This is a genomic window from Streptomyces sp. NPDC041784, from assembly GCF_055591025.1.
In genome coordinates this window covers 116,962-140,831 of the sequence record NZ_JBVJAB010000021.1, presented here as the reverse complement: position 1 = coordinate 140,831, position 23,870 = coordinate 116,962, and the positions used below count along the sequence as shown (strand labels likewise).

Annotated in this window: 22 protein-coding genes; 12 read left to right on the top strand and 10 right to left on the bottom strand. The window is 72.0% G+C overall.

Annotation, left to right across the window (positions count from 1 at the left end; all coding sequences use genetic code 11):
* Positions 1 to 202: 202 nt before the first annotated feature.
* A complete protein-coding gene (locus ACZ6D7_RS34635) occupies positions 203 to 385 on the bottom strand; it encodes a hypothetical protein (protein ID WP_469499735.1) in 183 nt (60 codons plus the stop codon).
* Between the two features lie 238 nt (positions 386 to 623).
* Here ACZ6D7_RS34635 and ACZ6D7_RS34630 point away from each other — a divergent pair, with 238 nt between their 5' ends.
* Positions 624 to 1,547, top strand: coding sequence for an LLM class F420-dependent oxidoreductase (locus tag ACZ6D7_RS34630; RefSeq protein WP_469499733.1), 924 nt, complete (start codon positions 624 to 626; stop codon positions 1,545 to 1,547).
* Positions 1,548 to 1,679: 132 nt separating this feature from the next.
* Here the strand turns inward: ACZ6D7_RS34630 and ACZ6D7_RS34625 are convergent, their stop codons facing one another.
* Positions 1,680 to 2,612, bottom strand: coding sequence for a LysR family transcriptional regulator (locus ACZ6D7_RS34625; protein WP_469499732.1), 933 nt, complete (start codon positions 2,610 to 2,612; stop codon positions 1,680 to 1,682).
* 132 nt (positions 2,613 to 2,744) lie between these two features.
* Between ACZ6D7_RS34625 and ACZ6D7_RS34620 the strand changes: the two genes are divergently transcribed.
* Positions 2,745 to 3,416 (top strand): FMN-dependent NADH-azoreductase, encoded by a 672-nt coding sequence (locus ACZ6D7_RS34620; protein WP_469499730.1) that lies wholly within the window; start codon positions 2,745 to 2,747, stop codon positions 3,414 to 3,416.
* Positions 3,417 to 3,424: 8 nt separating this feature from the next.
* On the opposite strand, the gene ACZ6D7_RS34615 is transcribed toward ACZ6D7_RS34620, so the two are convergent.
* The gene (locus ACZ6D7_RS34615; RefSeq protein ID WP_469499728.1) at positions 3,425 to 4,099 is read right to left on the bottom strand and encodes a TetR/AcrR family transcriptional regulator; all 675 of its coding nucleotides are present in this window, start codon (positions 4,097 to 4,099) and stop codon (positions 3,425 to 3,427) included.
* Positions 4,100 to 4,169: 70 nt separating this feature from the next.
* Between ACZ6D7_RS34615 and ACZ6D7_RS34610 the strand changes: the two genes are divergently transcribed.
* The 4 genes from ACZ6D7_RS34610 to ACZ6D7_RS34595 all read left to right on the top strand — a co-directional run bounded on the left by ACZ6D7_RS34610 (position 4,170) and on the right by ACZ6D7_RS34595 (position 10,232).
* Complete coding sequence (locus ACZ6D7_RS34610) at positions 4,170 to 4,946, top strand: SDR family NAD(P)-dependent oxidoreductase (RefSeq protein WP_469499726.1); 777 nt, start codon at positions 4,170 to 4,172, stop codon at positions 4,944 to 4,946.
* A gap of 192 nt (positions 4,947 to 5,138) precedes the next feature.
* Complete coding sequence (locus ACZ6D7_RS34605) at positions 5,139 to 6,083, top strand: DUF4232 domain-containing protein (protein ID WP_469499724.1); 945 nt, start codon at positions 5,139 to 5,141, stop codon at positions 6,081 to 6,083.
* Positions 6,084 to 6,198: 115 nt separating this feature from the next.
* Entirely contained in the window at positions 6,199 to 7,674 is a 1,476-nt protein-coding gene (locus ACZ6D7_RS34600) for a 3' terminal RNA ribose 2'-O-methyltransferase Hen1 (protein WP_469499723.1), read from the top strand.
* Complete coding sequence (locus tag ACZ6D7_RS34595) at positions 7,671 to 10,232, top strand: polynucleotide kinase-phosphatase (protein WP_469499721.1); 2,562 nt, start codon at positions 7,671 to 7,673, stop codon at positions 10,230 to 10,232. Before ACZ6D7_RS34600 ends, ACZ6D7_RS34595 begins: the two co-directional genes overlap by 4 nt.
* Before the next feature lie 59 nt (positions 10,233 to 10,291).
* Here the strand turns inward: ACZ6D7_RS34595 and ACZ6D7_RS34590 are convergent, their stop codons facing one another.
* Together ACZ6D7_RS34590 and ACZ6D7_RS34585 are read right to left on the bottom strand one after the other, a co-directional pair.
* A complete protein-coding gene (locus tag ACZ6D7_RS34590) occupies positions 10,292 to 11,194 on the bottom strand; it encodes an NAD(+)/NADH kinase (protein ID WP_469499719.1) in 903 nt (300 codons plus the stop codon).
* A complete protein-coding gene (locus tag ACZ6D7_RS34585; protein ID WP_469499717.1) occupies positions 11,191 to 12,387 on the bottom strand; it encodes an SPFH domain-containing protein in 1,197 nt (398 codons plus the stop codon). The genes ACZ6D7_RS34590 and ACZ6D7_RS34585 overlap by 4 nt, the downstream gene beginning before the upstream one ends.
* A gap of 138 nt (positions 12,388 to 12,525) precedes the next feature.
* Between ACZ6D7_RS34585 and ACZ6D7_RS34580 the strand changes: the two genes are divergently transcribed.
* Complete coding sequence (locus tag ACZ6D7_RS34580) at positions 12,526 to 13,749, top strand: arginine deiminase (protein ID WP_469499716.1); 1,224 nt, start codon at positions 12,526 to 12,528, stop codon at positions 13,747 to 13,749.
* A gap of 122 nt (positions 13,750 to 13,871) precedes the next feature.
* Positions 13,872 to 14,879 (top strand): ornithine carbamoyltransferase, encoded by a 1,008-nt coding sequence (gene argF, locus ACZ6D7_RS34575; protein ID WP_469499714.1) that lies wholly within the window; start codon positions 13,872 to 13,874, stop codon positions 14,877 to 14,879.
* A 36-nt stretch (positions 14,880 to 14,915) separates the two neighbouring features.
* Here argF and ACZ6D7_RS34570 read toward each other — a convergent pair whose 3' ends face one another.
* A complete protein-coding gene (locus ACZ6D7_RS34570; RefSeq protein ID WP_469499712.1) occupies positions 14,916 to 15,380 on the bottom strand; it encodes an ATP-binding protein in 465 nt (154 codons plus the stop codon).
* A gap of 329 nt (positions 15,381 to 15,709) precedes the next feature.
* Between ACZ6D7_RS34570 and ACZ6D7_RS34565 the strand changes: the two genes are divergently transcribed.
* Entirely contained in the window at positions 15,710 to 16,537 is an 828-nt protein-coding gene (locus tag ACZ6D7_RS34565) for an enoyl-CoA hydratase family protein (RefSeq protein ID WP_469499746.1), read from the top strand.
* Between the two features lie 8 nt (positions 16,538 to 16,545).
* Positions 16,546 to 18,813 carry a bifunctional salicylyl-CoA 5-hydroxylase/oxidoreductase gene (locus ACZ6D7_RS34560; protein WP_469499710.1) on the top strand — a complete coding sequence of 756 codons (2,268 nt, stop codon included), beginning with the start codon at positions 16,546 to 16,548 and terminating at the stop codon, positions 18,811 to 18,813.
* Here ACZ6D7_RS34560 and ACZ6D7_RS34555 read toward each other — a convergent pair.
* The 4 genes from ACZ6D7_RS34555 to ACZ6D7_RS34540 all read right to left on the bottom strand — a co-directional run bounded on the left by ACZ6D7_RS34555 (position 18,803) and on the right by ACZ6D7_RS34540 (position 22,101).
* Entirely contained in the window at positions 18,803 to 19,144 is a 342-nt protein-coding gene (locus ACZ6D7_RS34555; protein ID WP_469499708.1) for an elongation factor 1-alpha C-terminal domain-related protein, read from the bottom strand. The genes ACZ6D7_RS34560 and ACZ6D7_RS34555 overlap by 11 nt on opposite strands.
* Positions 19,126 to 19,584: an adenylyl-sulfate kinase gene (locus ACZ6D7_RS34550; protein WP_469499706.1), complete on the bottom strand. Its 459-nt coding sequence runs from the start codon at positions 19,582 to 19,584 to the stop codon at positions 19,126 to 19,128. Before ACZ6D7_RS34550 ends, ACZ6D7_RS34555 begins: the two co-directional genes overlap by 19 nt.
* A 102-nt stretch (positions 19,585 to 19,686) precedes the next feature.
* Positions 19,687 to 20,499, bottom strand: coding sequence for a PaaX family transcriptional regulator (locus ACZ6D7_RS34545; protein WP_469499705.1), 813 nt, complete (start codon positions 20,497 to 20,499; stop codon positions 19,687 to 19,689).
* Between the two features lie 15 nt (positions 20,500 to 20,514).
* Complete coding sequence (locus ACZ6D7_RS34540) at positions 20,515 to 22,101, bottom strand: AMP-binding protein (RefSeq protein WP_469499703.1); 1,587 nt, start codon at positions 22,099 to 22,101, stop codon at positions 20,515 to 20,517.
* Positions 22,102 to 22,316: 215 nt separating this feature from the next.
* On the opposite strand from ACZ6D7_RS34540, the gene ACZ6D7_RS34535 reads away from it, so the two are divergent.
* Both ACZ6D7_RS34535 and ACZ6D7_RS34530 read left to right on the top strand, forming a co-directional pair.
* Positions 22,317 to 23,447, top strand: a complete 1,131-nt coding sequence (locus ACZ6D7_RS34535; RefSeq protein ID WP_469499701.1) for an acyl-CoA dehydrogenase family protein — start codon at positions 22,317 to 22,319, stop codon at positions 23,445 to 23,447.
* Complete coding sequence (locus tag ACZ6D7_RS34530; RefSeq protein ID WP_469499698.1) at positions 23,444 to 23,845, top strand: RidA family protein; 402 nt, start codon at positions 23,444 to 23,446, stop codon at positions 23,843 to 23,845. The genes ACZ6D7_RS34535 and ACZ6D7_RS34530 overlap by 4 nt, the downstream gene beginning before the upstream one ends.
* Positions 23,846 to 23,870 lie beyond the last annotated feature (25 nt).

Genomic DNA, 23,870 nt, shown 5'->3' with positions numbered 1-23,870 from the left:
CGCGGGCAACCAGAACCCCCAACACCGTTCGGGGCGTTCGGCTGAGCACGAGACCTGGCAACAGGACTCACTCCCGCTCAGTCTTGAGGAACGGTTGCCTGTGAGCTGTGAGCTGTGAGCTGTGAGCTGTGGGCCGTCGGGTCCCGGGGGTCGGTATCGAGCAGGGCGGTATCGAGCGGGGCGGTATCGAGCGAGGTGGGACTCAGCCCACGTCACCCTCGGCGGCCCGCGGCCGCTGCGGGCCGCCCGCGGACTGGAACTCCGCGTCCAGCGCGGAGAGGTCCGCGTTCAGGGACGCCATCAGCTCCTCCATCTGCTGGAGCAGCCCCTTCGGCTGCCCCGCCGCGGCGGCCCCGCCCTGTAGTGGAACGGTCTCTTCGGACATGACGGCCTCCTCGGCCTGGGCCTCCGGGAGAGGCCTGTGCGGGTGACGCCCCGGCGCTGACCAGCCGGGCTCGGGCGCCGGGCGGTCCGGCTCCGCCCAGCCAACGATCACCCCGGGGGCGGGTCACTGGCGCGGGCAACTGCCCGCGCCCGGCACGGACCTTTTTCACCCGACCGGGTCGCCCGTGGCCCAGGGGACCGGTGAGGTTGACGGGGACTCCGGCGTGCAGGATGGAGACATGGACCTTCGTATCTTCACCGAGCCCCAGCAGGGCGCCGACTACGAGACCCTCCTCACCGTGGCGAAGGCCACCGAAGACCTGGGCTTCGACGCCTTCTTCCGCTCCGACCATTACCTCAAGATGGGCGACGTCGACGGTCTTCCCGGCCCCACCGACGCCTGGATCACCCTTGCCGGCCTCGCCCGCGAGACCAGCCGCATCCGCCTCGGCACGCTGATGACCGCCGGCACCTTCCGGCTGCCCGGTGTCCTCGCCATCCAGGTCGCGCAGGTGGACCAGATGTCCGGCGGACGCATCGAACTGGGCCTGGGCGCGGGCTGGTTCGAGGAGGAGCACGCGGCGTACGGCATTCCGTTCCCGAAGGAGAAGTTCGGCCGCCTCGAGGAGCAGCTGGCGATCGTCACCGGCCTGTGGGACACGGAGGTGGGCAAGACCTTCGACTTCGACGGCACGTACTACTCGCTCAAGGACTCGCCCGCGCTGCCCAAGCCCGCGCAGGAGAAGATCCCGGTGCTGATCGGCGGCCATGGCGCGAGCCGTACACCCAAGCTGGCCGCTCGGTACGCCGACGAGTTCAACATGCCGTTCTCCTCCGTCGAGGACAGCGCCGCGCAGTTCGGCCGGGTGCGGGCCGCCGCGGTGGAGGCCGGCCGCGCGGCCGACGCCCTCACCTACTCCAACGCCCTCGTCGTCTGCGTCGGCAAGGACGACCAGGAGGTCGCCCGCCGCGCCGCCGCGATCGGCCGCGAGGTCGACGAACTCAAGACCAACGGCCTGGCCGGCACCCCGGCCGAGGTCGTCGAGAAGATCGGCCGCTACGCCGAGATCGGCTCCACCCGCCTCTACCTCCAGATGCTCGACCTGAACGACCTGGACCACCTGGAACTGATCTCCAACGAGGTGCAGACGCAGCTGTCGTGACGATGCGGGGCGGGCCGTCCACCCCGACGGACAGGCCGTCCGCTCCGACGGGTGGGCCATCTGCCCCGATGGGCAGGGGGGCATCTGCCCCGATGGGCGGCCCGCCCCTGCCCTCGCCCCCACCACGCTCCACTAGCTCCCTGCGCCCTCCGCGCCCGGCTGCCGCAGTTCCTCGGCCGCCTCCCGCACCGCCGGCAGCAGGGCCGCCACCGGCGGGCTGTTCACGGCGCCCTCCCGCACGACGAGGGTGATGTGGCGGACCGGGTCGATGCCCTTCAGGGGGACGCGGGCGACGGCGTGGCCGGGGCGGTCGGGCACCAGGTCGGGGGCGAGCGCGACGCCCCAGCCCAGGGAGACCAGCCCGAACACGGCCTGCATGTCCCCGATGTCGGAGACGACGTCCGGGACGAAACCGGCGTCGGCGCACAGGTGCAGGGCCAGCCGCCCGAGTCGGGAGGTACGGTCCAGCAGCCACGGCTCCTCCGCGAACTCGGCGAGATCCCGTGGCCCCCCACCCCGGGCCAGGGGATGCCCGGGCGGGACAGCGAGGCGGATACGGTCGCTGATCACCTCCTCCTCGTGCAGTCCCGGCACCCGCGCCTCGGGCACCTGCGGGTAGCCCGCGGCCAGCACCGCGTCCAGCCGACCCAGCCGCACCGTCTCCCGGCCCTCGTCGGGAGCCACGCCGTGCAGGGTGATGCGCAGCTCCGGATGACGTTCGCGCAGCCGGGTCAGCGCCGGCACCAGCAGCGCCGGGCCCTCGTGCAACGGCACTCCGACCCGCAGCTCGCCGACCACCCGGCCGTCCCGCCCGAGCAACTGCGCCTCCGCCGCTTCGAGTTCCGCGAGAACCCGCTCGGTGTGCGCCACCAACAGCCGCCCCGCGGCAGTGAGTTCGGCTCGCTTGCTGCCCCGGTCGAGCAGTGCCACGCCCGTCTCGGCCTCCAGCGCGGACAGCTGCTGGGAGACCGCCGAACGCGTGTAGTTGAGCGCCTGCGCGGCCGCCGCGATCGACCCCCGCGCCCCCACCTCACGCAGCAGCACCAGCTTCCGTACGTCCAGCACCGTCACTCCTGCTAACGCATCCGGTCATGAAGTATCACGCCAGATTACGGGACAACGCTTCCGGCGGCGCCTTCAATGGAGATCGGCGCGGCTCGCCCGCCCCGCACGTCTCTCAGGACAAGGAACCTCACCATGCCCACCCTCCTTCACCTCGACTCCAGCCCCCGACAGGGCTCGGTCTCCCGCCAGATCTCCGGCGAGTTCGCGGAGACCTGGCGCAAGGCCCACCCCGACGGCACGTACGTCTACCGCGACCTGGCCGCCGACCCGGTGCCGCACGTCGACCACGCGCAGATCGAGGTGATGCACCGCCTGGAGACCGAGGGCGTGCGTGACCTCGCCGTGGCCCGTGACGCGGGCAAGTCGGCGGAGGAGAAGGCGAGTTGGGCCGTGACCTGGCCGCTGATCGAGGAGCTCCTCGCGGCCGACACGATCCTGCTGGGCGTGCCGATGTACAACTTCTCGGTGCCGTCCACGTTCAAGGCGTGGTTCGACCGCGTCCTGATCGCACCCCTGATCGCGGACCCGGCCACCGGCGAGGGCCCGCTGTCCGGCAAGAAGGTCGTGGTGGCCTCCGCCCGCGGTGGCGCCTACGGCCCCGGCACGCCCCGCCAGGACTGCGACCACCAGGAGCCGTACCTGAAGGCGGCCCTCGGCATGGTCGGCCTCGCCTCCGACCTGACCTTCCTGCACGCGGAGTTGACCAAGTCGGCCCACGTGCCCCGCCTCGCCCAGTTCAAGGAGCTGGCGGCCACGTCGTACCGGACGGCGCTCGACGGCGCCCGTACGCACGGCGGATCCTGACCCCTCTGTCAGGCGTGCTCCGGCTCGGTCGGCTCACCATCCGGCTCGAAGGCCGACAGCGGCAGCGGCAGCGGCAGCAGCGGCGACGGCAGCGGCAGCAGCACACACCGCAACGTCCGTGTCAGATACGCCACGAGCCGCTCCGGTGCCATCTCGGCCACCGGCCCGCTCCGCAGCACGTACCGGCTGAAGGTGACCCCGATGAGCTGCGAGGCGAGCAGGTCGATGCGCTCGTCCGCGTCGGGGCCGGTCAGTACCGTCCGGTAGGCCTCCACGCTGCTGCGCCGCATCGCCGCGTACAGCCCGGTGGCGGCCCGCTCGTCGGAGGCGGCGCTGCGGATCAAGGCGAGGAACGGGTCGCTGCCGTCGGCGCTCTCCATGCGCTCGACGAAGGCCCGCGCGATCCGGTCCGGCAGGGTCTCGGGCGGCCCGGGCACCAGTTCGGGCAGGTCACGGGGCCCGGGCACGGCAGCGAGGAACAACTGCTCCTTGGACCCGAAGTGCCGCATGACCAGACCGTGGGTGACACCCGCCCGCCCCGCGATCTCCCGGATGGTGGCCCGGGCGTAGCCCCGCTCGGCGAACGCGGCCCGCGCCGCCTCCAGGATCGCCTCCCGGTGCGCCTCGGGGGCGCGGACGCGTTTCCTGGCGGGCGCCGGGGGCCCGGCAGGTTCCTTGCTCACGCGGCTTCCTTGCTCACACGGCCTAATGTACATCTGTTCAACAGGGTCGCCGGTGGCTACCCTCCTCGAAATGACCAGTAGTTCATTACCAGTTGAGGAACCACTCGACGAGCCTTACCTCCTGGGCCGCACCGTCCTCGTCGTCGGCGCGAGCGGCGGTATAGGGGAGGGGATCACCCGCGCACTGCTGGAACTCGGCGCCACCGTGGTCGCGGCCGGCCGCAGCGAGGCCCGGCTGAACCGGCTCGCCGACTACACGGCCGGCACCGGCCCGGGCGTCCTGCATCCGCACGCCGTGGACCTCTCCGACCCCGACAGCACCGCCGTCCGCACGCAACTCGCCGATCGGTACGGGAAGTTCGACGGCGCCGTGCTCTCCATCGGCAACTGGGGACCGCCGGACCCGACGGCCCTGCTGGACGTGTCGGACGAGGTCTGGGACACCATGATCGCCGACAACCTCACCAGCCACTTCCGCGCTCTGCGGGTCGTCACCCCGCTGCTCCCCTCCGACGGCGCCCTCGTCCACCTCACCGGCCTCAGCGCCGAGATGGCCTTTCCGGGCGCCGCCCTCGTCGGCGCGACCAACGCGGCCAAGAAGTCCCTGCTGCGTACCCTGACCGCCGAACTCGACGGTGCGGGCCCGCGGATCTACGAGCTCGTCATCGGCCGCATCCGCACCCGCCCCCGCGCCGCCATGGGCGTCGACAGCCCGGCCTGGCTGAGCGGCGCGGATCTCGGCCGCCACGCCGCCGAACTGATCGCCCACCGTGGCCCCTGGACCACCGAGCCCCTCCAGTACCTGCTCGACCGGGCGTCGGGCGTGCTCACCACGCTGCCCCAGTAGGCGATTCCGGGGCGAACTGCGACGGCAGAGGCAGAGGCAGAGGCAGAGGCAGAGGCAGAGGCTGAGGTGCTGCGTCGAGTGGCATCCGAAACAGCGCCGCGGTAAGCGGTACCGGCGAGCTGTGACGCGGCTGTGACCGGAGGTGTGGCTTCCGTCACGGCCGGGACCGTACCGCCCTGATGAGGTGACCGGATGCGCAGACCCGTCCGCCTCCTCCCGGCCCTGGCCGCCGTCCTGCTGCTCGCCACGGCCTGTGGAACGGAACACCCCGACACCCGGACCGGCGTCGGCGCGGCCACCCCGGCGCCCCGGACCCAGGTCACCGACCCGCCGGTGGACGGGGTCCGGATCACCGCCCTGACGCTCCCCACCACCTCCCCGACCCCCAGCCCGTCCGGCGGGCCGGTCCAGGCCGACCGCCTCCCCACCGGCCTCGGGAACTCCACCGACTCAGGGGTCTCCGCCGCCTACGAGGTCACCAACGAGGGCACGGAAACCCTGACCTACACCGTTGTCTTCAGCTTCACGACGAGTGCCGGCGAGGTCATGGGCAACCAGCGCGAGACCGTGCGCGCGGTCGGGCCCGGCCGGACCGTACGAGGCACCGTCGTCCTCGGGAGCCTCCCGCCCGGGGCGTCCCCGGTGACGACGGCGAAGGTCTCCGAGGTCACCAAGGTCCCGGCGGACGAGGCACCGCCCGAGCCGGGCACGTGCCCGGACTCCGGGATCCGCGTCACGGCCGACGACGGCGATGCGGCCATGGGCCTGCGTGTCGTGGGCCTGCGCCTGGAGAACTGCGGAAACACGGACTACGCACTCGACGGCTACCCCCGGGTCAGCCTGCTGGACAAGAACCACGAGCCGGTCGAGGGCGTCGACATTCTCCGCGGCAGCGGCGGGATCGCCACCGTGACCGGTTTCGACGACCCGCCCCGGACCCTCACCCTGACGCCCGGCGCGTACGCGACCGCCGGCCTGATGTGGCGCAACACCACCGGCCTCGGCAGCGACCCGGTGACCGTTCCCTACGCCCGGATCCAGGCGAAGCCCGGCGCGGCTCCCGTGACGGTGACACCCCACCTGGACCTCGGGACCACCGGGAAACTGGGGGTCAGCGCGTGGAAACGGGGGGAGTAGGCGGTACGGCAAAATTCCCGGGTGCCACCGGGCCGTTCTCTGTACGTTGGAAGCAGGCGGCAAGCGCACGACCAGCGCTTTCGCACCTTCCAAAACCCCATTCGAGGCAACCACCGTGTTCCTGACGATCACCACCACCGGCACTCCAGAACGCCCCGCCACCGACCTGGGCTTCCTGCTGCACAAGCATCCCGACAACGCGCAGGCGTTCTCCACCTCCTACGGCAGGGCGCACGTCCTCTACCCCGAGGCGGACGATCAGCGCTGCACGGCGGCGCTGCTGCTGGAGGTGGATGCCGTGGCGCTGGTCCGGCGCGGCAAGGGCAAGGGCCGCGGCGGTGCCCCCGACGCGGCGCTCGCCCAGTACGTCAACGACCGCCCGTACGCGGCCTCCTCCCTGCTCGCCGTGGCGCTGAGCGCCGTCTTCTCCAGCGCGATGCGGGGCGTGTGCGCGGCGAAGCCCGAACTCCCCGCGCAGGCACGGCCGTTGCGTATCGAGGTACCGGCGCTGCCCGCCCGGGGCGGCCCGGCGCTCGTCCACCGGCTCTTCGAGCCGCTCGGCTGGACGGTGACCGTCGACCCGGTGGCCCTCGACACCGAGTTCCCGGAGTGGGGCGACTCGCGGTACGTGCGCCTCGTCCTGGAGTCCGAGGGACTGACCGTCGCCGAGGCGCTGCGCCACCTGTACGTGCTGCTGCCCGTCCTCGACGACGCCAAGCACTACTGGGTCGCCTCCGACGAGGTCGACAAGCTGCTGCGGGTCGGTGAGGGCTGGCTGCCCGACCACCCCGAGCAGAAACTGATCACAAGCCGGTACCTGTCCCGCCGCTGGTCGCTGACCCGGCAGGCGATGGAGCGGCTGGAGCTGGTACGGCTCGCCGAGACCGACGACAGCGAGGTCGAGGACATCGACAACGCCGTCGCGGCGGAGGCGGACGCGGAGAGCGAGGAGAAGCCGACCCCGCTCGCCGTGCAGCGCCGGGAGGCGATCCTGGCCGCGCTGCGGGACTCCGGCGCCGCCCGGGTGCTCGACCTCGGCTGCGGGCAGGGCCAGCTGGTGCAGGCGCTGCTCAAGGACGTCCGGTTCACCGAGATCGTCGGCGTCGACGTGTCGATGCGCGCGCTCACCATCGCCTCCCGCCGGCTCAAGCTGGACCGGATGGGGGAGCGGCAGGCCTCGCGCGTCCGCTTCCTCCAGGGCTCGCTCGCCTACACCGACACCCGGCTCAAGGGGTACGACGCCGCCGTGCTGAGCGAGGTGATCGAACACCTCGACCTGCCCCGGCTGCCCGCCCTGGAGTACGCGGTGTTCGGCTCGGCCCGCCCGCGCACGGTCCTGGTGACCACCCCGAATGTCGAGTACAACGTCCGCTGGGAGAGTCTCCCGGCCGGACATGCCCGGCACGGCGACCACCGTTTCGAGTGGACGCGCGCCGAGTTCCGCTCCTGGGCCGGCACGGTGGCCGAACGGCACGGCTACACGGTCGAGTTCGTCCCCGTCGGCCTCGACGACCCGGAGGTCGGACCGCCCACCCAGATGGCCGTTTTCACGATGAAGACCACGAACGAGAAGGAGGCGAAGGCGGCATGACCGAGACTCAGGAAAACCAGCGACAGGGACGCGTCCTTCCCGTCACCGACCTCTCCCTCGTCGTGCTGATCGGCGCGTCCGGGTCCGGCAAGTCCACCTTCGCGCGCCGGCACTTCAAGCCCACCGAGGTCATCTCCTCCGACTTCTGTCGCGGCCTGGTCTCCGACGACGAGAACGACCAGAGCGCCACCAGGGACGCCTTCGACGTCCTGCACTACATCGCGGGCAAGCGGCTCGCGGCCGGCCGGCGCACCGTCGTCGACGCCACCAGCGTCCAGCAGGACGCCCGCCGCAAGCTCGTCGACCTGGCGAAGCAGTACGACGTGCTGCCCATCGCCATCGTCCTCGACGTGCCGGAGCAGGTGTGCGCCGAGCGCAACGCGGCCCGCACCGACCGCGCCGACATGCCCCGCCGGGTCATCCAGCGCCACATCCGCGAACTCCGCCGCTCCCTGCGCCACTTGGAGCGCGAGGGCTTCCGCAAGGTGCACGTCCTGCGGAGCGTGGAGGACATCGACGACGCCACCGTCGTCACCGAGAAGCGCTTCAACGACCTGACCCACCTCACCGGCCCCTTCGACATCATCGGCGACATCCACGGCTGCGCCTCCGAACTGGAGTCGCTGCTCGGCAAGTTGGGCTATACCGACGGCGTCCACCCGGACGGCCGGCAGGCCGTCTTCGTCGGTGACCTCGTCGACCGCGGCCCGGACAGCCCCGGCGTACTGCGCCGCGTGATGACGATGGTCAGGTCGGGCAACGCGCTGTGCGTACCCGGCAACCACGAGAACAAGTACGGCCGTCACCTGAAGGGTCGCAAGGTCCAGCACACCCACGGGCTGGCCGAGACCATCGAGCAGATGGCCGGCGAGACCGAGGAGTTCCGCGCCGAGGTACGGGAGTTCATCGACGGACTGGTCAGCCACTACGTCCTCGACGGCGGCCGGCTGGTCGTCTGCCACGCGGGCCTGCCCGAGAAGTACCACGGCCGCACGTCCGGCCGCGTCCGCTCGCACGCGCTGTACGGCGAGACCACCGGTGAGACCGACGAGTTCGGCCTGCCGGTGCGCTACCCGTGGGCGGAGGACTACCGCGGCCGGGCGGCCGTCGTCTACGGTCACACGCCCGTCCCGGAGGCCACCTGGCTGAACAACACCATCTGCCTGGACACCGGTGCCGTCTTCGGCGGCAGGCTGACCGCGCTGCGCTGGCCGGAACGCGAACTGGTCGACGTACCGGCGGAGCGTGTCTGGTACGAGCCGGCGAAGCCGCTGCGTTCCGAGGCGCCCGGCGGGCAGGACGGGCGGCCGCTGGACCTGGCGGACGTGCACGGCCGCAGAATCGTCGAAACCCGTTACGACGGCCAGGGCCGGATCTCCATCCGTGAGGAGAACGCGGCCGCGGCCCTGGAGGTCATGAGCCGCTTCGCGGTCGACCCGCGGCTGCTGCCGTACCTCCCGCCGACCATGGCCCCGACGGCGACCAGCCGGATCGAGGGCTACCTGGAGCACCCGACGGAGGCGTTCGCGCAGTACGCCGAGGACGGTGTCGCGCGGGTCGTGTGCGAGGAGAAGCACATGGGCTCGCGGGCGGTGGCCCTGGTGTGCCGGGACGCGGAAGCGGCCGGCAAGCGCTTCGGCGTCGGGGGAGGTCCGACGGGCTCGCTCTACACCCGTACCGGCCGCCCGTTCTTCGACGACACGGCGGTGACCGAGGAGATCCTCGGGCGGCTGCGCGCGGCGGTCGGTGAGGCCGGACTCTGGGACGAGCTCGACACGGACTGGCTGCTGCTGGACGCCGAACTGATGCCGTGGTCGCTGAAGGCCTCCGGGCTGCTGCGCTCGCAGTACGCCGCCGTGGGTGCCGCGTCCGGCGCGGTCTTCCCGGGCGCCCTGGCCGCGCTGGAGGGCGCGGCCGCCAGGGGAGTCGACGTCACGGACCTGCTGTCACGGCAGCGTGAACGGGCCTCCGACGCGGCCGCGTTCACCGACGCCTACCGGCGCTACTGCTGGCCGACGGACGGTCTGGACGGCGTACGCCTGGCCCCGTTCCAGATCCTCGCCGTCCAGGGCCGCAGCCTCGCGGGCCTGCCGCACGACGAGCAACTGGCCCTGCTGGACCGGCTGGTGGAGCACGACCCCACCGGCCTTCTCCAGACGACCCGGCGGCTGTACGTCGACACCGCCGACCCCGAGTCGGTCCGGGCCGGCGTCGACTGGTGGCTGGAGATGACCGGCCGCGGGGGCGAGGGCATGGTCGTCAAGCCGCTCGGCGCACGCGTGCGCAGCGCGGAGGGCCGCCTGGTGCAGCCCGGCATCAAGTGCCGGGGCCGCGAGTACCTGCGGATCATCTACGGTCCCGAGTACACCCGCCCGGACAACCTCGCCAGGCTGCGCGGCCGCTTCCTGAACCACAAGCGGTCCCTCGCGATCCGCGAGTACGTGCTCGGCCTGGAGGCCCTGGACCGCCTGGCCGAGGGCGAGCCGCTGTGGCGCGTCCACGAGGCGGTGTTCGGGGTGCTGGCGCTGGAGTCGGAGCCGGTGGACCCGAGGCTGTAACGGCTGTCCGGCCTCTGCCGCCCGCGACGCTGCGTCGCGGGCGGCACACACCGCTTTCGTCACCCCACCAGCCGCAACCGCTCCTCACACACCCCCACCTGCACCGTCTGGCCCCACGTCAGCTCCAGCGCGTCGCTCTCGATCCCGTCCCCGAAGGCGATGAGCCGTTCCGACTCGACGGTGAGACTCAACCGGTCACCGGCCGCCAGCTCGCCCGCGACCAGCGAGGTGCCCGTCGCCGGGGAGGGCCAGGCCTCCCGGACGAACCACAGCAGCCGGTCCTCCGTCGGGCCGGGCAGCCGCAGACCGCCGCTGCCCCGCTCGCCCCACACCGAGCGGAGCCAGCCGGTCGCCCCGGTGCCGGTGCCGATCAGCACCCCGGAGGATGCCTGGGCCTCGACGACACCCCCGTCGTCCTCGAGGCCCAGGCGGTAGCGGGCGGTCTGGTGACCGGCGGCGCCGAGGTAGATCTCGTTCAGGGCGAGCAGCCGCTGGGTGTCGTCGGCGACTGCCTCGACCATGGTCAGCTCGGACCCGCCCGTGCCGGTGGCGAGCACCGAGGCGAGCAGGGTGCCGGCGTCCTCCGGGCGGTGGCGGACCAGGACGCCCGGGTTGCGGCCCGGGTCGGTGTCGATGCCCACCACCGGCTGCCCGGCGAGGTACTTGGCGACGTTCGCCACCAGCCCGTCCTGGCCGACCACGATCACCACGTCCTCGGGCGCGAACAGGAAGCGGTCCAAGTCGGCGCGCTCCAACCGCGTTTGACGCCAGGTCAGGGGAATCGCCGCCGTCACCTCCGCCATCGCCCGCCGGGTACGCCGGTGCCGTCGCGCGACCTCCTCGATGTCCCGGCCCCGCGAGGAGAGGAAGAAGGCGGCCTGGCCGTGCGTGCCGTGCCGGGCCACCAACTCCTCGTACTCCGTGGTGCGATGGACCAGCACGGCCCGCGGGGCGAGACTCAACTCTGTGCTCCCAGCTTGGCGAGCAGCCCGGTCAGCACGTCGGGCGAGACGGTCACGCTGTCGATGTGGGGCAGGTTCTCCGCGAGGCGGGTACCGGTGAGCGCGTGCAGGGTCGCCACGTCGACGTCGGAGTGCACCCGCAGCCAGGCCGCCTGGGCCTGCGCCCGTGCCTCACCGACCTCGCGTGCCGCCTCGGCCTCCGCGTGGGCGAGCCGTACGGAACGGGTCGCCTCCGCCTCCGCGAGGCGGACCGTGCGCGCCGCCTCCGCCTCGGTCAGCCGCTCCGTGCGCCGCGCCTCGGCGTCGGCCAGCCGCACCTGCTTGGTGGCCTCCGCCTCGGACAGCTTCACGGCGCGTGCCGCCTCCGCCTCGGCGAGCTTCACCGAACGGGCCGCCTCGGCCTCCGCCAGCCGCACCGTGCGGCCGGCCTCCGCCTCCGCCCGTACCTTGTCGGCGGCCGCGCCCTCCTCCGCCTCGCGCCGGGTGTTCGTACCGCGCTGATCGACCAACTGCTCCTCGCGCCGGGCGAGTTCGATCTTGCTGGCCAGTTCGTTCTCGGCGATGGTCCGCTCCCGTTCGACGGCCACCGCCCGCCGCTCGTACGTCGCCCGGTCGGCCTCCTGCTGGATCTGCTCGCGGGCCGGGGTGCGCAGCGCCCGCTCGACCTCCGGCTCCGGACGCAGGGCGATCACGCGTACGGCCACGATCTCGATGCCGGTGGCCGGCAGTCGCGGCTCCGCCGCCAGGCCGGCCGCGACCCGCTCGCGCACCGACGTCACTCCGTCGACGAGCGCCGCCGACAGCGGCGTACGGGCGAGGACGTCCAGGGCGTGCTGCTGGGCCGTCTCCGTCAGGAGCGTGCCGAGCTGCTCCAGCGGTGACCCGCGCCAGACGCCCGTGTCCGGATCTATCGAGAAGTCCAGGCGGGCGGCGGCCAGGGCGGGGTCGCTGATCCGGTAGGTGACGGTCGCCTGCGCCGACAGGTCCTGGAAGTCGGCCGTACGGGCATGGAAGGTCATGGCCAACTCGCGGTCGTCGACCGGCACTTCGGAGAGTGCGGCGGTCAGCGAGCGGAACCAGAAGCTGAGTCCGGGTCCGTCGTGCACCAACTTCCCGGAGCGGTGGTGGCGCACATGCGCGGTCGGAGCGCCGCGCAGATGGCGCCAGCCGAGGCGCCGGGTGATGTCGGCCATGAGAGTCCCCCTCGTTCCTGATTTTCGTCATTACGACGATAACCGTTCCCGCCACTTGTCGTCAAGAGGACGAAAACAAGCGGTTGCGAAACGGTTCAGAAGCGGGTGAAGGCGGGCCCCGATGGTCAGGATGGAGACATGGGACTCCAAGTCGACTCCGAGGCCGGGCAGCTGCGGCACGTCATCCTGCACCGGCCGGATCTCGAGCTCAAAAGGCTCACCCCCAGCAACAAGGACGCACTGCTCTTCGACGACGTGCTGTGGGTGCGCCGGGCGCGCGCCGAGCACGACGGCTTCGCCGACGTACTGCGCGACCGTGGCGTCGAGGTCCACCTGTTCGGCGACCTGCTCGTCGAGGCCCTGGAGATCCCGGCGGCCCGAGCACTCGTCCTGGACCGCGTCTTCGACGAGAAGGAGTACGGGGTGCTCGCCACCGACCACCTCCGTGCCGCCTTCGAGACCCTGCGCTCGCCCGAGCTGGCCGAGAGCCTCGTCGGTGGCATGACCAAGCGTGAGTTCCTGGAGGCGTTTCCCGAGCCGACCTCCGTGCGCTTCCACGTCATGGACCTCGACGACTTCCTCCTCGACCCGCTCCCCAACCACCTCTTCACCCGCGACACCTCCGCCTGGATCTACGACGGCGTCGCCATCAACGCCATGCGCTGGCCCGCGCGACAGCGGGAAACCGTTCACTTCGAGGCGATCTACCGGCACCACCCCCTCTTCCTGGGGGAACCGTTCCATCTCTGGTCCGAGGGGCAGGCCGACTATCCGTCCACCATCGAGGGTGGCGACGTCCTCGTCATCGGCAACGGCGCCGTCCTCATCGGTATGAGCGAGCGCACCACCCCGCAGGCCGTCGAGATGCTCGCCCACAAGCTCTTCGCCGCCGGGTCGGCGCGGACCATCGTGGCCCTCGACATGCCGAAGCGGCGCGCTTTCATGCACCTCGACACCGTGATGACGATGGTCGACGGCGACACCTTCACCCAGTACGCCGGCCTCGGCATGCTCCGCTCGTACACCATCGAGCCCGGCGTCGGCGAGAAGGAGCTGAAGGTCACCGACCACCCGCCGGAGCACATGCACCGCGCGATCGCCGCCGCCCTCGGCCTCAGCGAGATCCGGGTGCTCACCGCCACCCAGGACGTGCACGCCGCCGAGCGCGAGCAGTGGGACGACGGCTGCAACGTCCTCGCCGTCGAACCGGGCGTCGTCGTCGCCTACGAGCGCAACGCCACGACAAACACCCACCTGCGCAAACAGGGCATCGAGGTGATCGAGATCCCGGGCAGCGAACTGGGCCGGGGGAGAGGCGGACCCCGCTGCATGAGCTGCCCGCTCGAACGGGGGCCCGTATAGGCGTACGAGGCGGACGTACAGGAGGGGGGCGTACAGGCGTCTGTATAGAAATGCCGACGGTCGTATAGACTTCCAAGGGTCCCTGTCACTGCATCTCTCGATCGCACTTCTGGAGCGCCCCCATGGCGACAGTCCCGACCGCCCTCGCCGGACGCCACTTCCTCAAGGAGCTGGACTTCACCGAGGAGGAGTTCCGTGGTCTGCTCGAGCTGGCCGCCGAACTGAAGGCCGCCAAGAAGGCCGGGACCGAGACGCAGTACCTGCGCGGCCGGAACATCGCGCTGATCTTCGAGAAGACCTCGACGCGCACCCGCTGCGCGTTCGAGGTCGCCGCCGCCGACCAGGGCGCCTCGACCACGTACCTCGACCCGTCGGGCTCGCAGATCGGCCACAAGGAGTCCGTCAAGGACACCGCGCGCGTGCTGGGCCGGATGTACGACGGCATCGAGTACCGCGGCGACAGCCAGGCGAAGGTCGAGGAGCTGGCCGTCCACGCCGGTGTGCCCGTCTTCAACGGCCTCACCGACGACTGGCACCCCACCCAGATGCTCGCCGACGTGCTGACCATGATCGAGCACTGCGAGAAGCCGCTGACGGACATCGCCTTCGCCTACCTCGGCGACGCCCGCTTCAACATGGGCAACTCCTACCTGGTCACCGGTGCCCTGCTCGGCATGGACGTCCGGATCGTCGCCCCCAAGAGCTACTGGCCCGCCCAGGAGATCGTCGACCGCGCCCGCGAGCTGGCCGAGACCAGCGGGGCCCGCGTCACGCTCACCGAGTCGATGGCGGAGGGCGTGCTAGGCGCCGACTTCGTCGCCACGGACGTGTGGGTCTCCATGGGCGAGCCCAAGTCGGTCTGGGACGAGCGGATCGCCGCCCTCGGCCCGTACGCCGTGACCATGGACGTCCTGCGCGCCACCGGCAACCCGGACGTCAAGTTCCTGCACTGCCTGCCGGCCTTCCACGACCTCGGCACCAAGGTCGGCCAGGAGATCCACGAGGCCCACGGCCTGGACTCCCTGGAAGTGACCGACGAGGTCTTCGAATCCGCCCACTCCGTCGTCTTCGACGAGGCCGAGAACCGGCTGCACACGATCAAGGCGGTGCTGGTCGCGACGATGGGGTGAGCGGGTTCGGAATCCCAGGTCAGGCCGGCCGCGAGGTCACGCCGGGTGCGGCCGCCACTGGGGTGGAACCGCCGCCAGCCGGAACCACACCGCCTTGCCCTTCTCGGTGGGGCGGTGGCCGCAGGACGAGCTGAGGGAGCGGATCAGCAGCAGGCCGCGCCCGTGTTCCTGCCAGGGGTCGGGTTCCCCGCCGGCCGGGCGGGTGAGGTCGCCCGGCGGCAGCGGGTCCTGGTCGTGCACCTCGATCTGGCAGCCGGTCGGCCGCAGCTCCACCACCAGCTCTATCGGGGCGTCCCCGGCGGCGGTGTGCTCCACGGCGTTCGCCACCAGCTCGGCCGTCAGCAGCTCGGCGGTGTCGCTGTCGGCCCCGTGCTTCACTTCCGCCAGCGCCGTACGGACCAGTGCGCGGGCCACCGGCACGGCCGCGGCGGAGTGCGGCAGCGCGATCCGCCAGGAGGCGGCGGCGTCGGAGGGGCGATCTTGCAAGGTTAGTCCGTTCATGGCGCAGGGCCCTGTGATCGACATCAGGCGGTCCTGCTTTCAACTTCAGGAATGGTACGGCGACCCCCGGCAGGGGCGCCCTACGGGCGCCGTACGGGACCTTCGGCCCCGCTACCGGACGGCTTACCCCGGACAACGGCCGGTATCGCGCGCTCGATCCCGTTGTTACCGCGTTATTGACGACCGGTGACACTGCTGCGCACCCGCCGCACGCCTACACCTACGTCTGCGTCTGCGTCCGCGCCTACGCCTACGCCTATAGCGCCATCATGACGACAGTCACGTATGGGTGATAACTTTGAGAGGTGACCGTCGAGGAGGCCGCCCTGATGAGTCCCTTCACCGGATCCGCCGCGCGCACCGCCCGCTGGGAACACCTCCGGGTCGAGCATGCCGACGGCGTCGCCACCGTCACCCTCACCCGCCCCGAGAAACTCAACGCCCTCACCTTCGGCGCCTACGCCGACCTGCGCGACCTGCTCGCCGAGCTGTCCCGGGAGCGGTCGGTCCGTGCCCTGGTGCTGGCCGGCGAAGGGCGCGGCTTCTGCTCCGGCGGCGACGTCGACGAGATCATCGGCGCCACCCTCGGCCTGGACACCGCCCAGCTCCTCGACTTCAACCGGATGACCGGCCAGGTCGTGCGGGCCGTGCGGGAGTGTCCGTTCCCGGTGGTAGCGGCCCTGCACGGGGTGGCCGCCGGGGCCGGCGCCGTCCTCGCCCTCGCCGCGGACTTCCGGGTCGCCGATCCCACCGCCCGCTTCGCGTTCCTCTTCACCCGGGTGGGCCTCTCGGGCGGCGACATGGGTGCCGCCTATCTGTTGCCCCGGGTCGTCGGCCTCGGCCACGCCACCCGGCTGCTCATGCTCGGCGACGCCGTGCACGCCCCCGAGGCGGAGCGGATCGGCCTGATCAGCGAGCTGACGGAGCCGGGCCGCGCGGACGAGGCCGCACAGGCCCTGGCCCGCCGTCTCGCCGACGGCCCGGCCCTGGCCTACGCCCAGACGAAGGCGTTGCTCACCGCCGAACTGGACATGCCGCTGGCCGCCGCCGTCGAACTGGACGCCGCAACCCAGGCCCTGCTGATGAACGGCGAGGACTACGCCGAGTTCCACGCGGCCTTCACCGAGAAGCGCCCCCCGAAGTGGCGGGGGAGGTGAGGGCGACGATGCGTGTCGCCGTCGTAGGAGGCGGCCCCGGAGGCCTGTACGCCGCCGCCCTGCTCAAACGCCTCGACCCCGCCCGCGAGATCACCGTCTGGGAGCGCAACGCGCCCGAGGACACCTTCGGCTTCGGGGTCGTCCTCTCCGACGAGACCCTCGGCGGCATCGAACACGCCGACCCGGTCGTCTACGAGGCACTCCAGCGGGACTTCGTGCGCTGGGACGACATCGACATCGTCCACCGGGGCGTTCGCCACACCTCCGGCGGCCACGGCTTCGCCGCCCTCGGCCGCCGACGGCTCCTGGAGATCCTCCACGAGCGCTGCCGTTCCCTCGGCGTGGACCTGCGCTTCCACACCGAAGCGCCCTACCCCGCGTGGCTGTCGGAGACGTACGACCTGGTCATCGCGGCCGACGGGGTGCACAGCGCGACCCGGGAGGCGTACGCCGACGCGTTCCGGCCGTCTCTGACACCGCACCGCTGCCGCTACATCTGGCTCGCCGCCGACTTCGCCTTCGACGCCTTCCGTTTCGAGATCGCCGAGACCGAGCACGGCGTGATACAGCTGCACGGCTACCCCTATTCGGCCGACGCCTCCACCGTGATCGTCGAGATGCGCGAGGAGGTGTGGCGAGCGACCGGTTTCGACGAAATGGACGAGCACGAGTCCATCGAGCGCTGCGCCAAGATCTTCGCGGACGCGCTCGGCGGACGGCCCCTGAAGTCCAACAACTCCACCTGGACCACCTTCCGTACGGTGGTCAACGAGCGCTGGTCCCACGGCAATGTCGTGCTGCTGGGCGACGCCGCCCACACCGCCCACTTCTCCATCGGCTCCGGCACCAAGCTCGCCGTCGAGGACGCGCTGGCCCTCGCCGCCTGTCTCACCGAACAGCCCTCGCTGCACCAGGCGTTGAGCGCCTACGAGGAGGAACGCAGGCCCGTCGTCGCCTCCACCCAGCGGGCCGCCCGCGCCAGCCTGGAGTGGTTCGAGAACCTCGGCCTCCACCTCGACCAGCCGCCCCGCCGCTTCGCCTTCAACCTGCTCACACGCAGCCGCCGCGTCACCCACGACAACCTGCGGCTGCGCGACCCGCACTTCACCGAGGCCGTGGAACGGGAGTTCGGCTGCCCGCCCGGCACACCCCCGATGTTCACCCCGTTCCGGATGCGCGGCCTGACCCTGCGCAACCGCGTCGTCGTCTCCCCCATGGACATGTACTCGGCCGCCGACGGCCTTCCCGGCGACTTCCACCTCGTCCACCTGGGCGCCCGCGCCCTCGGCGGCGCCGGACTCGTCATGACCGAGATGGTGTGCGTGTCCCCCGAGGGCCGCATCACACCCGGCTGCACCGGCCTCTACACCGCCAAACAGGCCGACGCCTGGCGGCGGATCACCGACTTCGTGCACACCCGGGCGCCCGGCACCGCGATCGGCGTACAGCTCGGCCACTCCGGCCGCAAGGGCTCGACGAAGCTGATGTGGGAGGGCATGGACGAGCCGCTGCCCGACGGCAACTGGCCGCTCCTGGCCGCCTCCCCGCTGCCGTACAAGCCGGGCAGCCAGACCCCGCGCCAGCTCTCCCGCGCCCAACTCACCGATCTGCGCGAGCAGTTCTCGGCCGCCGCCTGGCGGGCCGCCCGCGCCGGCTTCGACCTGCTCGAACTGCACTGTGCCCACGGCTACTTGCTCTCCGGCTTCCTCTCCCCGCTGACAAACCGGCGCACCGACGCCTACGGCGGCTCGCTCGCGAAACGGCTGCGGTTCCCGCTGGAGGTCTTCGACGCCGTACGCGGGGTGTGGCCGGCGGAACGTCCGATGACCGTACGCATCTCCGCCACCGACTGGGCCGAGGGCGGGACGTCGGCGGACGACGCCGTCGAGATCGCCCGCGCCTTCGCCGCGCACGGTGTCGACGCGATCGACGTGTCGACCGGGCAGGTCGTCGCCGACGAGACACCGGAGTTCGGGCGGTCGTACCAGACACCGTTCGCGGACCGCATCCGGCACGAGGCGGGCGTCCCGGTGATCGCCGTCGGCGCGATCTCTTCCTGGGACGACGTCAACTCCCTGATACTGGCGGGCCGTACGGACCTCTGCGCCCTCGCGCGCCCCCATCTCCACGACCCGAACTGGACCCTGCACGCCGCCGCCGAGCAGGGCTACACGGGCCCGGCGGCCGAGTGGCCCGCCCCCTATCGGGCGGGCAGTCGGCCGCCGCGCACCGGGCGCACCGACGCGCCCAAACCCCGTCTGACCCTTATGAGGTGAACCCTGGGAGAGTCACCATGCCGGCGGTCAGGGTCGCGCCGTCGGCCGGGTCGATCAGGAGGAAGGCGCCCGTACGCCGGGAGACCCCGTAGTCGTCCAGCGCGAGCGGCTCGGCCGTGCGCAGCGTGACCCGGCCCAGGTCGTTCACCGCCAGCGCGGAGGCCCCGTCGAGGTCCTTCACGATCGCCTTGACAGTCCTGGTCGTGTGCTTCAGCAGTACCCGGTCGCCGACCCGCAGCGGGCGGTCGGACAGATGGCACACGGCCGCCCGCACGTCCTGGGTGAGCGTCGGCACGTCCGGACCCGCCGTGATCATGTCGCCGCGCGCCACGTCCCGCTGGTCGGCCAGCCGCACCCCGAGGGACTGCGGCGCGTACGCCACCTCGACGGCCGTGCCCAGCACGTCGATGCCGGCGATCTCCGAGGTCTCCCCGGACGGATGGACGGTCCCCCGGTCGCCGACCCGCAGCGAACCTCGGAGCAGGGGGCGATCACCGGGACGACGGACAGGACGCCGTTGCGTGCCAGCACCTCGGAGACGAGCCCGATGCGCTGCACGTTGGTGTTGCGGTCCTCGCGGGAGAAGCCGAGGCCGGCGGAGAGGAAGCGGCGGATCTCGTCGCCGTCCAGGACCTCCACGCGGTGTCCCTCGGCCTTCAGCCGGTCGCCCAGGAGGCGGGCGATCGTCGTCTTGCCCGCGCTCGGCAGACCCGTGAGCCAGACCGTGGCCCCCTGGGCCCTCGGAGTGACGGCCCTTGGCGTGGTGGTCATGCGCAACAGTCCTCTTTCCTACCGGCGTGCAACGCGTCGAACGGTAGGTAAGGAGTCTGAGAGGACCTGTTGGGGAACCTGAGGTTTGGCTGAGTGACTCGTCTACACCCCCGCGAACCCCGCCCCCGCATCCCGGAGCCGCTCGTGCAGCCCCTGGAACACCGCCGTCGACCTCGCACCCGGCCAGTCCGCCGGGAGCAGGCGGGTGGGCAGGCCGGGGTCGGTGTAGGGCAGGTGGCGCCAGGAGTCCAGGGCGAGGAGATAGTCGCGGTAGGCCTCTTCCGGCGGGGTGTCCATGCGCTGCTGCCAGGAGCGCAGCACATGTGCGTGGCGGTCGAGGAACGCCTCGTGGGCCTTGGCGATGGCGGCCAGGTCCCACCAGCGGGCGACGGCCTCGACGGTCGGCGCGAAGCCGAGATGGTCGCCGCGGAAGAAGTCGACGTAGGGGTCGAGCCGGAGGCGCTGGAGGGTGTGCCGGGTCTCCTCGTAGAGACGGGCCGGTGCGATCCACACCCCGGGGGCCGCCGTGCCGAAGCCCAGTCCGGCGAGCCGTGACCTGAGGACATGGCGCTTCTGGCGTTCCGACTCCGGAACGGAGAACACCGCCAGCACCCAGCCCTCGTCCTCGGGGGGCGCCGTGGCGTAGATGCGCTGGTCGCCGTCGTCGAGCAACTGCCGTGCCTCGTCGGAGAGTTCGTAGCCGGCCGCGCCCTGCGCCGTGCGGGCCGGAAGCAGCAGGCCGCGTCGCTTGAGCCGGGACACGGAGGAGCGTACGGAGGGTGCGTCGACGCCCACCGCGGCGAGCAGCCGGATCAGCTCGGCGACGGGCACGGGGCCCGGCGCGAAGCGGCCGTAGGCGCCGTAGAGCGTGACGATGAGAGACCGAGGTGCGGGCTGGTCGGACACGTTGATCATCTTAGGTCGTCGCTGTCAGTCCGTGGCGCGCAGCCTGAACCGCTGGAGCTTGCCGGTCGCCGTGCGCGGCAACGCGTCCAGGAAGACGATCTCGCGCGGACACTTGTACGGCGCCAGCTCCTCGTTGAGGAAGGCGCGCAGGGCCTCGGTGTCGCGTGGCGCGCCCTCGCGCAGGACGGTGAACGCGACGACCACCTGGCCCCGGTGCTCGTCGGGCCGTCCGACGACCGCCGCCTCGACGACGTCCGGGTGGCGCAGCAGGGCCTCCTCGACCTCCGGTCCGGCGATGTTGTACCCGGCCGAGATGATCATGTCGTCGGCGCGGGCGACGTACCGGAAGTAGCCGTCGGGTTCGCGGACGTAGGTGTCGCCGGTGACGTTCCAGCCGTCCCGCACGTACTCCCGCTGGCGGGGGTCGGCGAGGTAGCGGCAGCCGACCGGGCCGCGCACGGCGAGCAGTCCGGGCTCTCCGTCGGGCACGGGCGCGCCGGCCGCGTCCTGCACGCGCGCGTGCCAGCCGGGGACGGGGGTCCCGGTGGTGCCGGGGCGGATGTGCTCGTCGGCGGCGGAGATGAAGATGTGCAGCAGTTCGGTGGCGCCGATGCCGTTGATCAGCCGTAGCCCGGTCCGCTCGTGCCAGGCCTGCCAGGTCGCCGCGGGCAGGTTCTCGCCCGCGGAGACGCAGCGGCGCAGGGACGAGATGTCGTGCCCGTCGAGGTCGTCGAGCATCGCGCGGTAGGCGGTGGGCGCCGTGAACAGCACGCTCACCCCGTGCTCGGCGACCGCGGGCAGCAACTGCCGGGGACCGGCCTGTTCCAGCAGCAGGGCGCTGGCGCCGGCCCGCATCGGGAAGACGACCAGTCCGCCGAGGCCGAAGGTGAAGCCGAGCGGGGGACTGCCGGCGAAGACATCGTCCGGAAGCGGTTTCAGAACGTGCCGCGAGAACGTGTCGGCGATCGCCAGCACATCCCGGTGGAAGTGCAGACACCCCTTCGGCCGACCGGTCGTCCCGGAGGTGAAGGCGATCAGCGCCACGTCGTCGGCCGCGGTGTCCACGGCGGTGTAGGGCGTGCCGGGTGCCGGGCGGCGCAGCAGGTCGTCGGGGGTGTCACCGCCGTACGTCGTGATCCGCAGCCCGGGTATCTCGGCCTTGGCGAGGTCGTCGACGGCGCGGACGTCGCACAGGGCGTGGTCCACCCGGGCGATCTCGCACATGGTGCGCAGTTCGTGCGGCCGCTGTTGGGCCAGCACGGTGACCGCGATCCCGCCCGCCTTCAGTACCGCCAGCCAGCAGGCCGCGAGCCATGGTGTGGTCGGGCCGCGCAGCAGTACGCGGTTGCCGGGGACGATTCCGAGGTCGTGGGTGAGTGTGTGGGCGATCCGGTCGACGCGGGCCCGCAGCTCCCCGTACGTCCAGGTGGGTCCGGACGGGGTGTGGAACACGGGCCGGTCGGGGGCGGCGGCCCGGTCGAGCAGCTCGGCGGCGCAGTTCACCCGGTCGGGGTAGGCCAGCTCGGGCAGCTCGAAGCGGAGGTCGGGCCACTGGCCGGGTGGCGGGAGATGGTCGCGCGCGAAGGTGTCGACGTGGGCCGAGACGTTCATGGGCGTTCGCCCCCTTGCCTGGACGGGCTCCCGGGTGGGCGTCGTGGTGCACTCGCGATGTCCCGCGGCGGTTTCGCAGAGGTCTCGTTGCGGGTCTCGCGGTGCGGTCGCGGTGGCCTCGCCCCCCGAGCGTATCGGGTTGGTGACGACAGTCAATGGGACGCGATACCTTCGGTGGAAGGGCTGCTGGACAGGGACGGCAGAGGGGACTGGCGATGCCCGCATTCTCGCTCGAACCGGCACAGACCGCCTGGCGCGCCGAACTGCGCGCGCTGGCCGCCGACCGGCTGCGCCCGCTCGCCGAGAAGGGCGAACCGGGCCGCGTCAACCGCCCGCTCCTCGCCGAACTGGGCCGGCTCGGGCTGCTCTCCCGGCTGTTCACCTCGGGTGCCGTCGATCTCTGCCTGATGCGCGAGTCCCTCGCCCAGGTCTGCACGGAGGCGGAGACCGCGCTCGCCCTCCAGGGCCTGGGCGCCCACCCGGTGCACGCCCACGGCACCGCCGCCCAGCGGGAGCGCTGGCTGCCCCCGGTCGCCGACGGCACCGCGGTCGCCGCCTTCGCGCTGTCCGAATCCGGGGCGGGCTCCGACGCGGCCGCGCTCTCCCTCGCCGCCGAGCGCGACGGCCCGCACGGCTGGCGTCTGACCGGCGAGAAACGCTGGATCTCCAACGCCCCCGAGGCCGACTTCTACACCGTCTTCACCCGCACGACCGAGGGCGCCGGTGCCCGGGGCGTCACCGCCTTCCTGGTCCCCGCCGACCGCCCCGGCCTCACCGGCACCCCGCTCGACATGCTCTCCCCGCACCCCATCGGCGCCCTGGCCCTCGACGGCGTCCCGGTCACCGCCGACGACGTCCTCGGCGAACCCGACCGCGGCTTCCGTGTCGCCATGGGCACCCTCAATCTGTTCCGCCCCAGCGTCGGAGCCTTCGCGGTCGGCATGGCCCAGGCCGCACTCGACGCGACCCTCGAGTGGACCGCCCAACGGGACGCCTTCGGCGGCAAGTTGAGGGACCTTCAGACCGTCGCGCACACCCTCGCGGAGATGGCCCTGCGCACGGAGGCGGCCCGTCTGATGGTCTACGCGGCGGCCGCCGCCCACGACCGCGGCGCCCCGGACGTCCCCCAGCGGGCCGCCATGGCCAAGCTGCTGGCCACCGAGACCGCGCAGTACGTCGTCGACGCGGCCGTCCAGCTCCACGGCGCCCGCGCGCTGCACCGCGGCCATCTGCTCGAACACCTCTACCGCGAGGTGCGCGCGCCCCGCATCTACGAAGGGGCGAGCGAGGTCCAACGCGGCATCATCGCCCGCGAGTTGTTCGCCGCATGGAAGGCCTCCCGGTGACCGCGGAACGCGTCAACCCGCCCACCCTCTCCCCGCCCACCGGCTTCTCGCACGCCGTGGTCGCCACCGGCTCCCGGCTGGTGTTCCTGGCCGGCCAGACGGCGCTGGACGCCGACGGGAAGATCGTGGGGGACACCCTGCCCGAGCAGTTCGCGCGGGCGCTGGCGAATCTGCTGGCGGCGCTGACGGCGGCCGGCGGCACGGCGTCGGATCTGGCGCGCGTCACGGTGTACGTCACGGACGTCGCCGCGTACCGCGCGGGCGCCGCCGAACTGGGCCGCGTCTGGCGGGAGTTGGCCGGAAGGGACTATCCGGCGATGGCCGTCGTCGGGATCGTACGGCTGTGGGACGAGGAGGCCCTCGTCGAGGTGGACGGGTTCGCGGTGCTGGATCCGTGAACCCGTGCAGGGCGTGCGGGCGTGC

Excerpts from the sequence above, each read along its gene's own strand:
- ACZ6D7_RS34635 (WP_469499735.1), bottom strand. The coding sequence starts at position 385 with ATGTCCGAAGAGACCGTTCCACTACAGGGCGGGGCCGCCGCGGCGGGG.
- ACZ6D7_RS34630 (WP_469499733.1), top strand. The coding sequence starts at position 624 with ATGGACCTTCGTATCTTCACCGAGCCCCAGCAGGGCGCCGACTACGAG.
- ACZ6D7_RS34620 (WP_469499730.1), top strand. The coding sequence starts at position 2,745 with ATGCCCACCCTCCTTCACCTCGACTCCAGCCCCCGACAGGGCTCGGTC.
- ACZ6D7_RS34610 (WP_469499726.1), top strand. The coding sequence starts at position 4,170 with ATGACCAGTAGTTCATTACCAGTTGAGGAACCACTCGACGAGCCTTAC.
- ACZ6D7_RS34605 (WP_469499724.1), top strand. The coding sequence starts at position 5,139 with ATGCGCAGACCCGTCCGCCTCCTCCCGGCCCTGGCCGCCGTCCTGCTG.
- ACZ6D7_RS34595 (WP_469499721.1), top strand. The coding sequence starts at position 7,671 with ATGACCGAGACTCAGGAAAACCAGCGACAGGGACGCGTCCTTCCCGTC.
- ACZ6D7_RS34585 (WP_469499717.1), bottom strand. The coding sequence starts at position 12,387 with ATGGCCGACATCACCCGGCGCCTCGGCTGGCGCCATCTGCGCGGCGCT.
- ACZ6D7_RS34580 (WP_469499716.1), top strand. The coding sequence starts at position 12,526 with ATGGGACTCCAAGTCGACTCCGAGGCCGGGCAGCTGCGGCACGTCATC.
- argF (WP_469499714.1), top strand. The coding sequence starts at position 13,872 with ATGGCGACAGTCCCGACCGCCCTCGCCGGACGCCACTTCCTCAAGGAG.
- ACZ6D7_RS34570 (WP_469499712.1), bottom strand. The coding sequence starts at position 15,380 with ATGAACGGACTAACCTTGCAAGATCGCCCCTCCGACGCCGCCGCCTCC.
- ACZ6D7_RS34565 (WP_469499746.1), top strand. The coding sequence starts at position 15,710 with ATGAGTCCCTTCACCGGATCCGCCGCGCGCACCGCCCGCTGGGAACAC.
- ACZ6D7_RS34560 (WP_469499710.1), top strand. The coding sequence starts at position 16,546 with ATGCGTGTCGCCGTCGTAGGAGGCGGCCCCGGAGGCCTGTACGCCGCC.
- ACZ6D7_RS34550 (WP_469499706.1), bottom strand. The coding sequence starts at position 19,584 with ATGACCACCACGCCAAGGGCCGTCACTCCGAGGGCCCAGGGGGCCACG.
- ACZ6D7_RS34545 (WP_469499705.1), bottom strand. The coding sequence starts at position 20,499 with ATGATCAACGTGTCCGACCAGCCCGCACCTCGGTCTCTCATCGTCACG.
- ACZ6D7_RS34540 (WP_469499703.1), bottom strand. The coding sequence starts at position 22,101 with ATGAACGTCTCGGCCCACGTCGACACCTTCGCGCGCGACCATCTCCCG.
- ACZ6D7_RS34535 (WP_469499701.1), top strand. The coding sequence starts at position 22,317 with ATGCCCGCATTCTCGCTCGAACCGGCACAGACCGCCTGGCGCGCCGAA.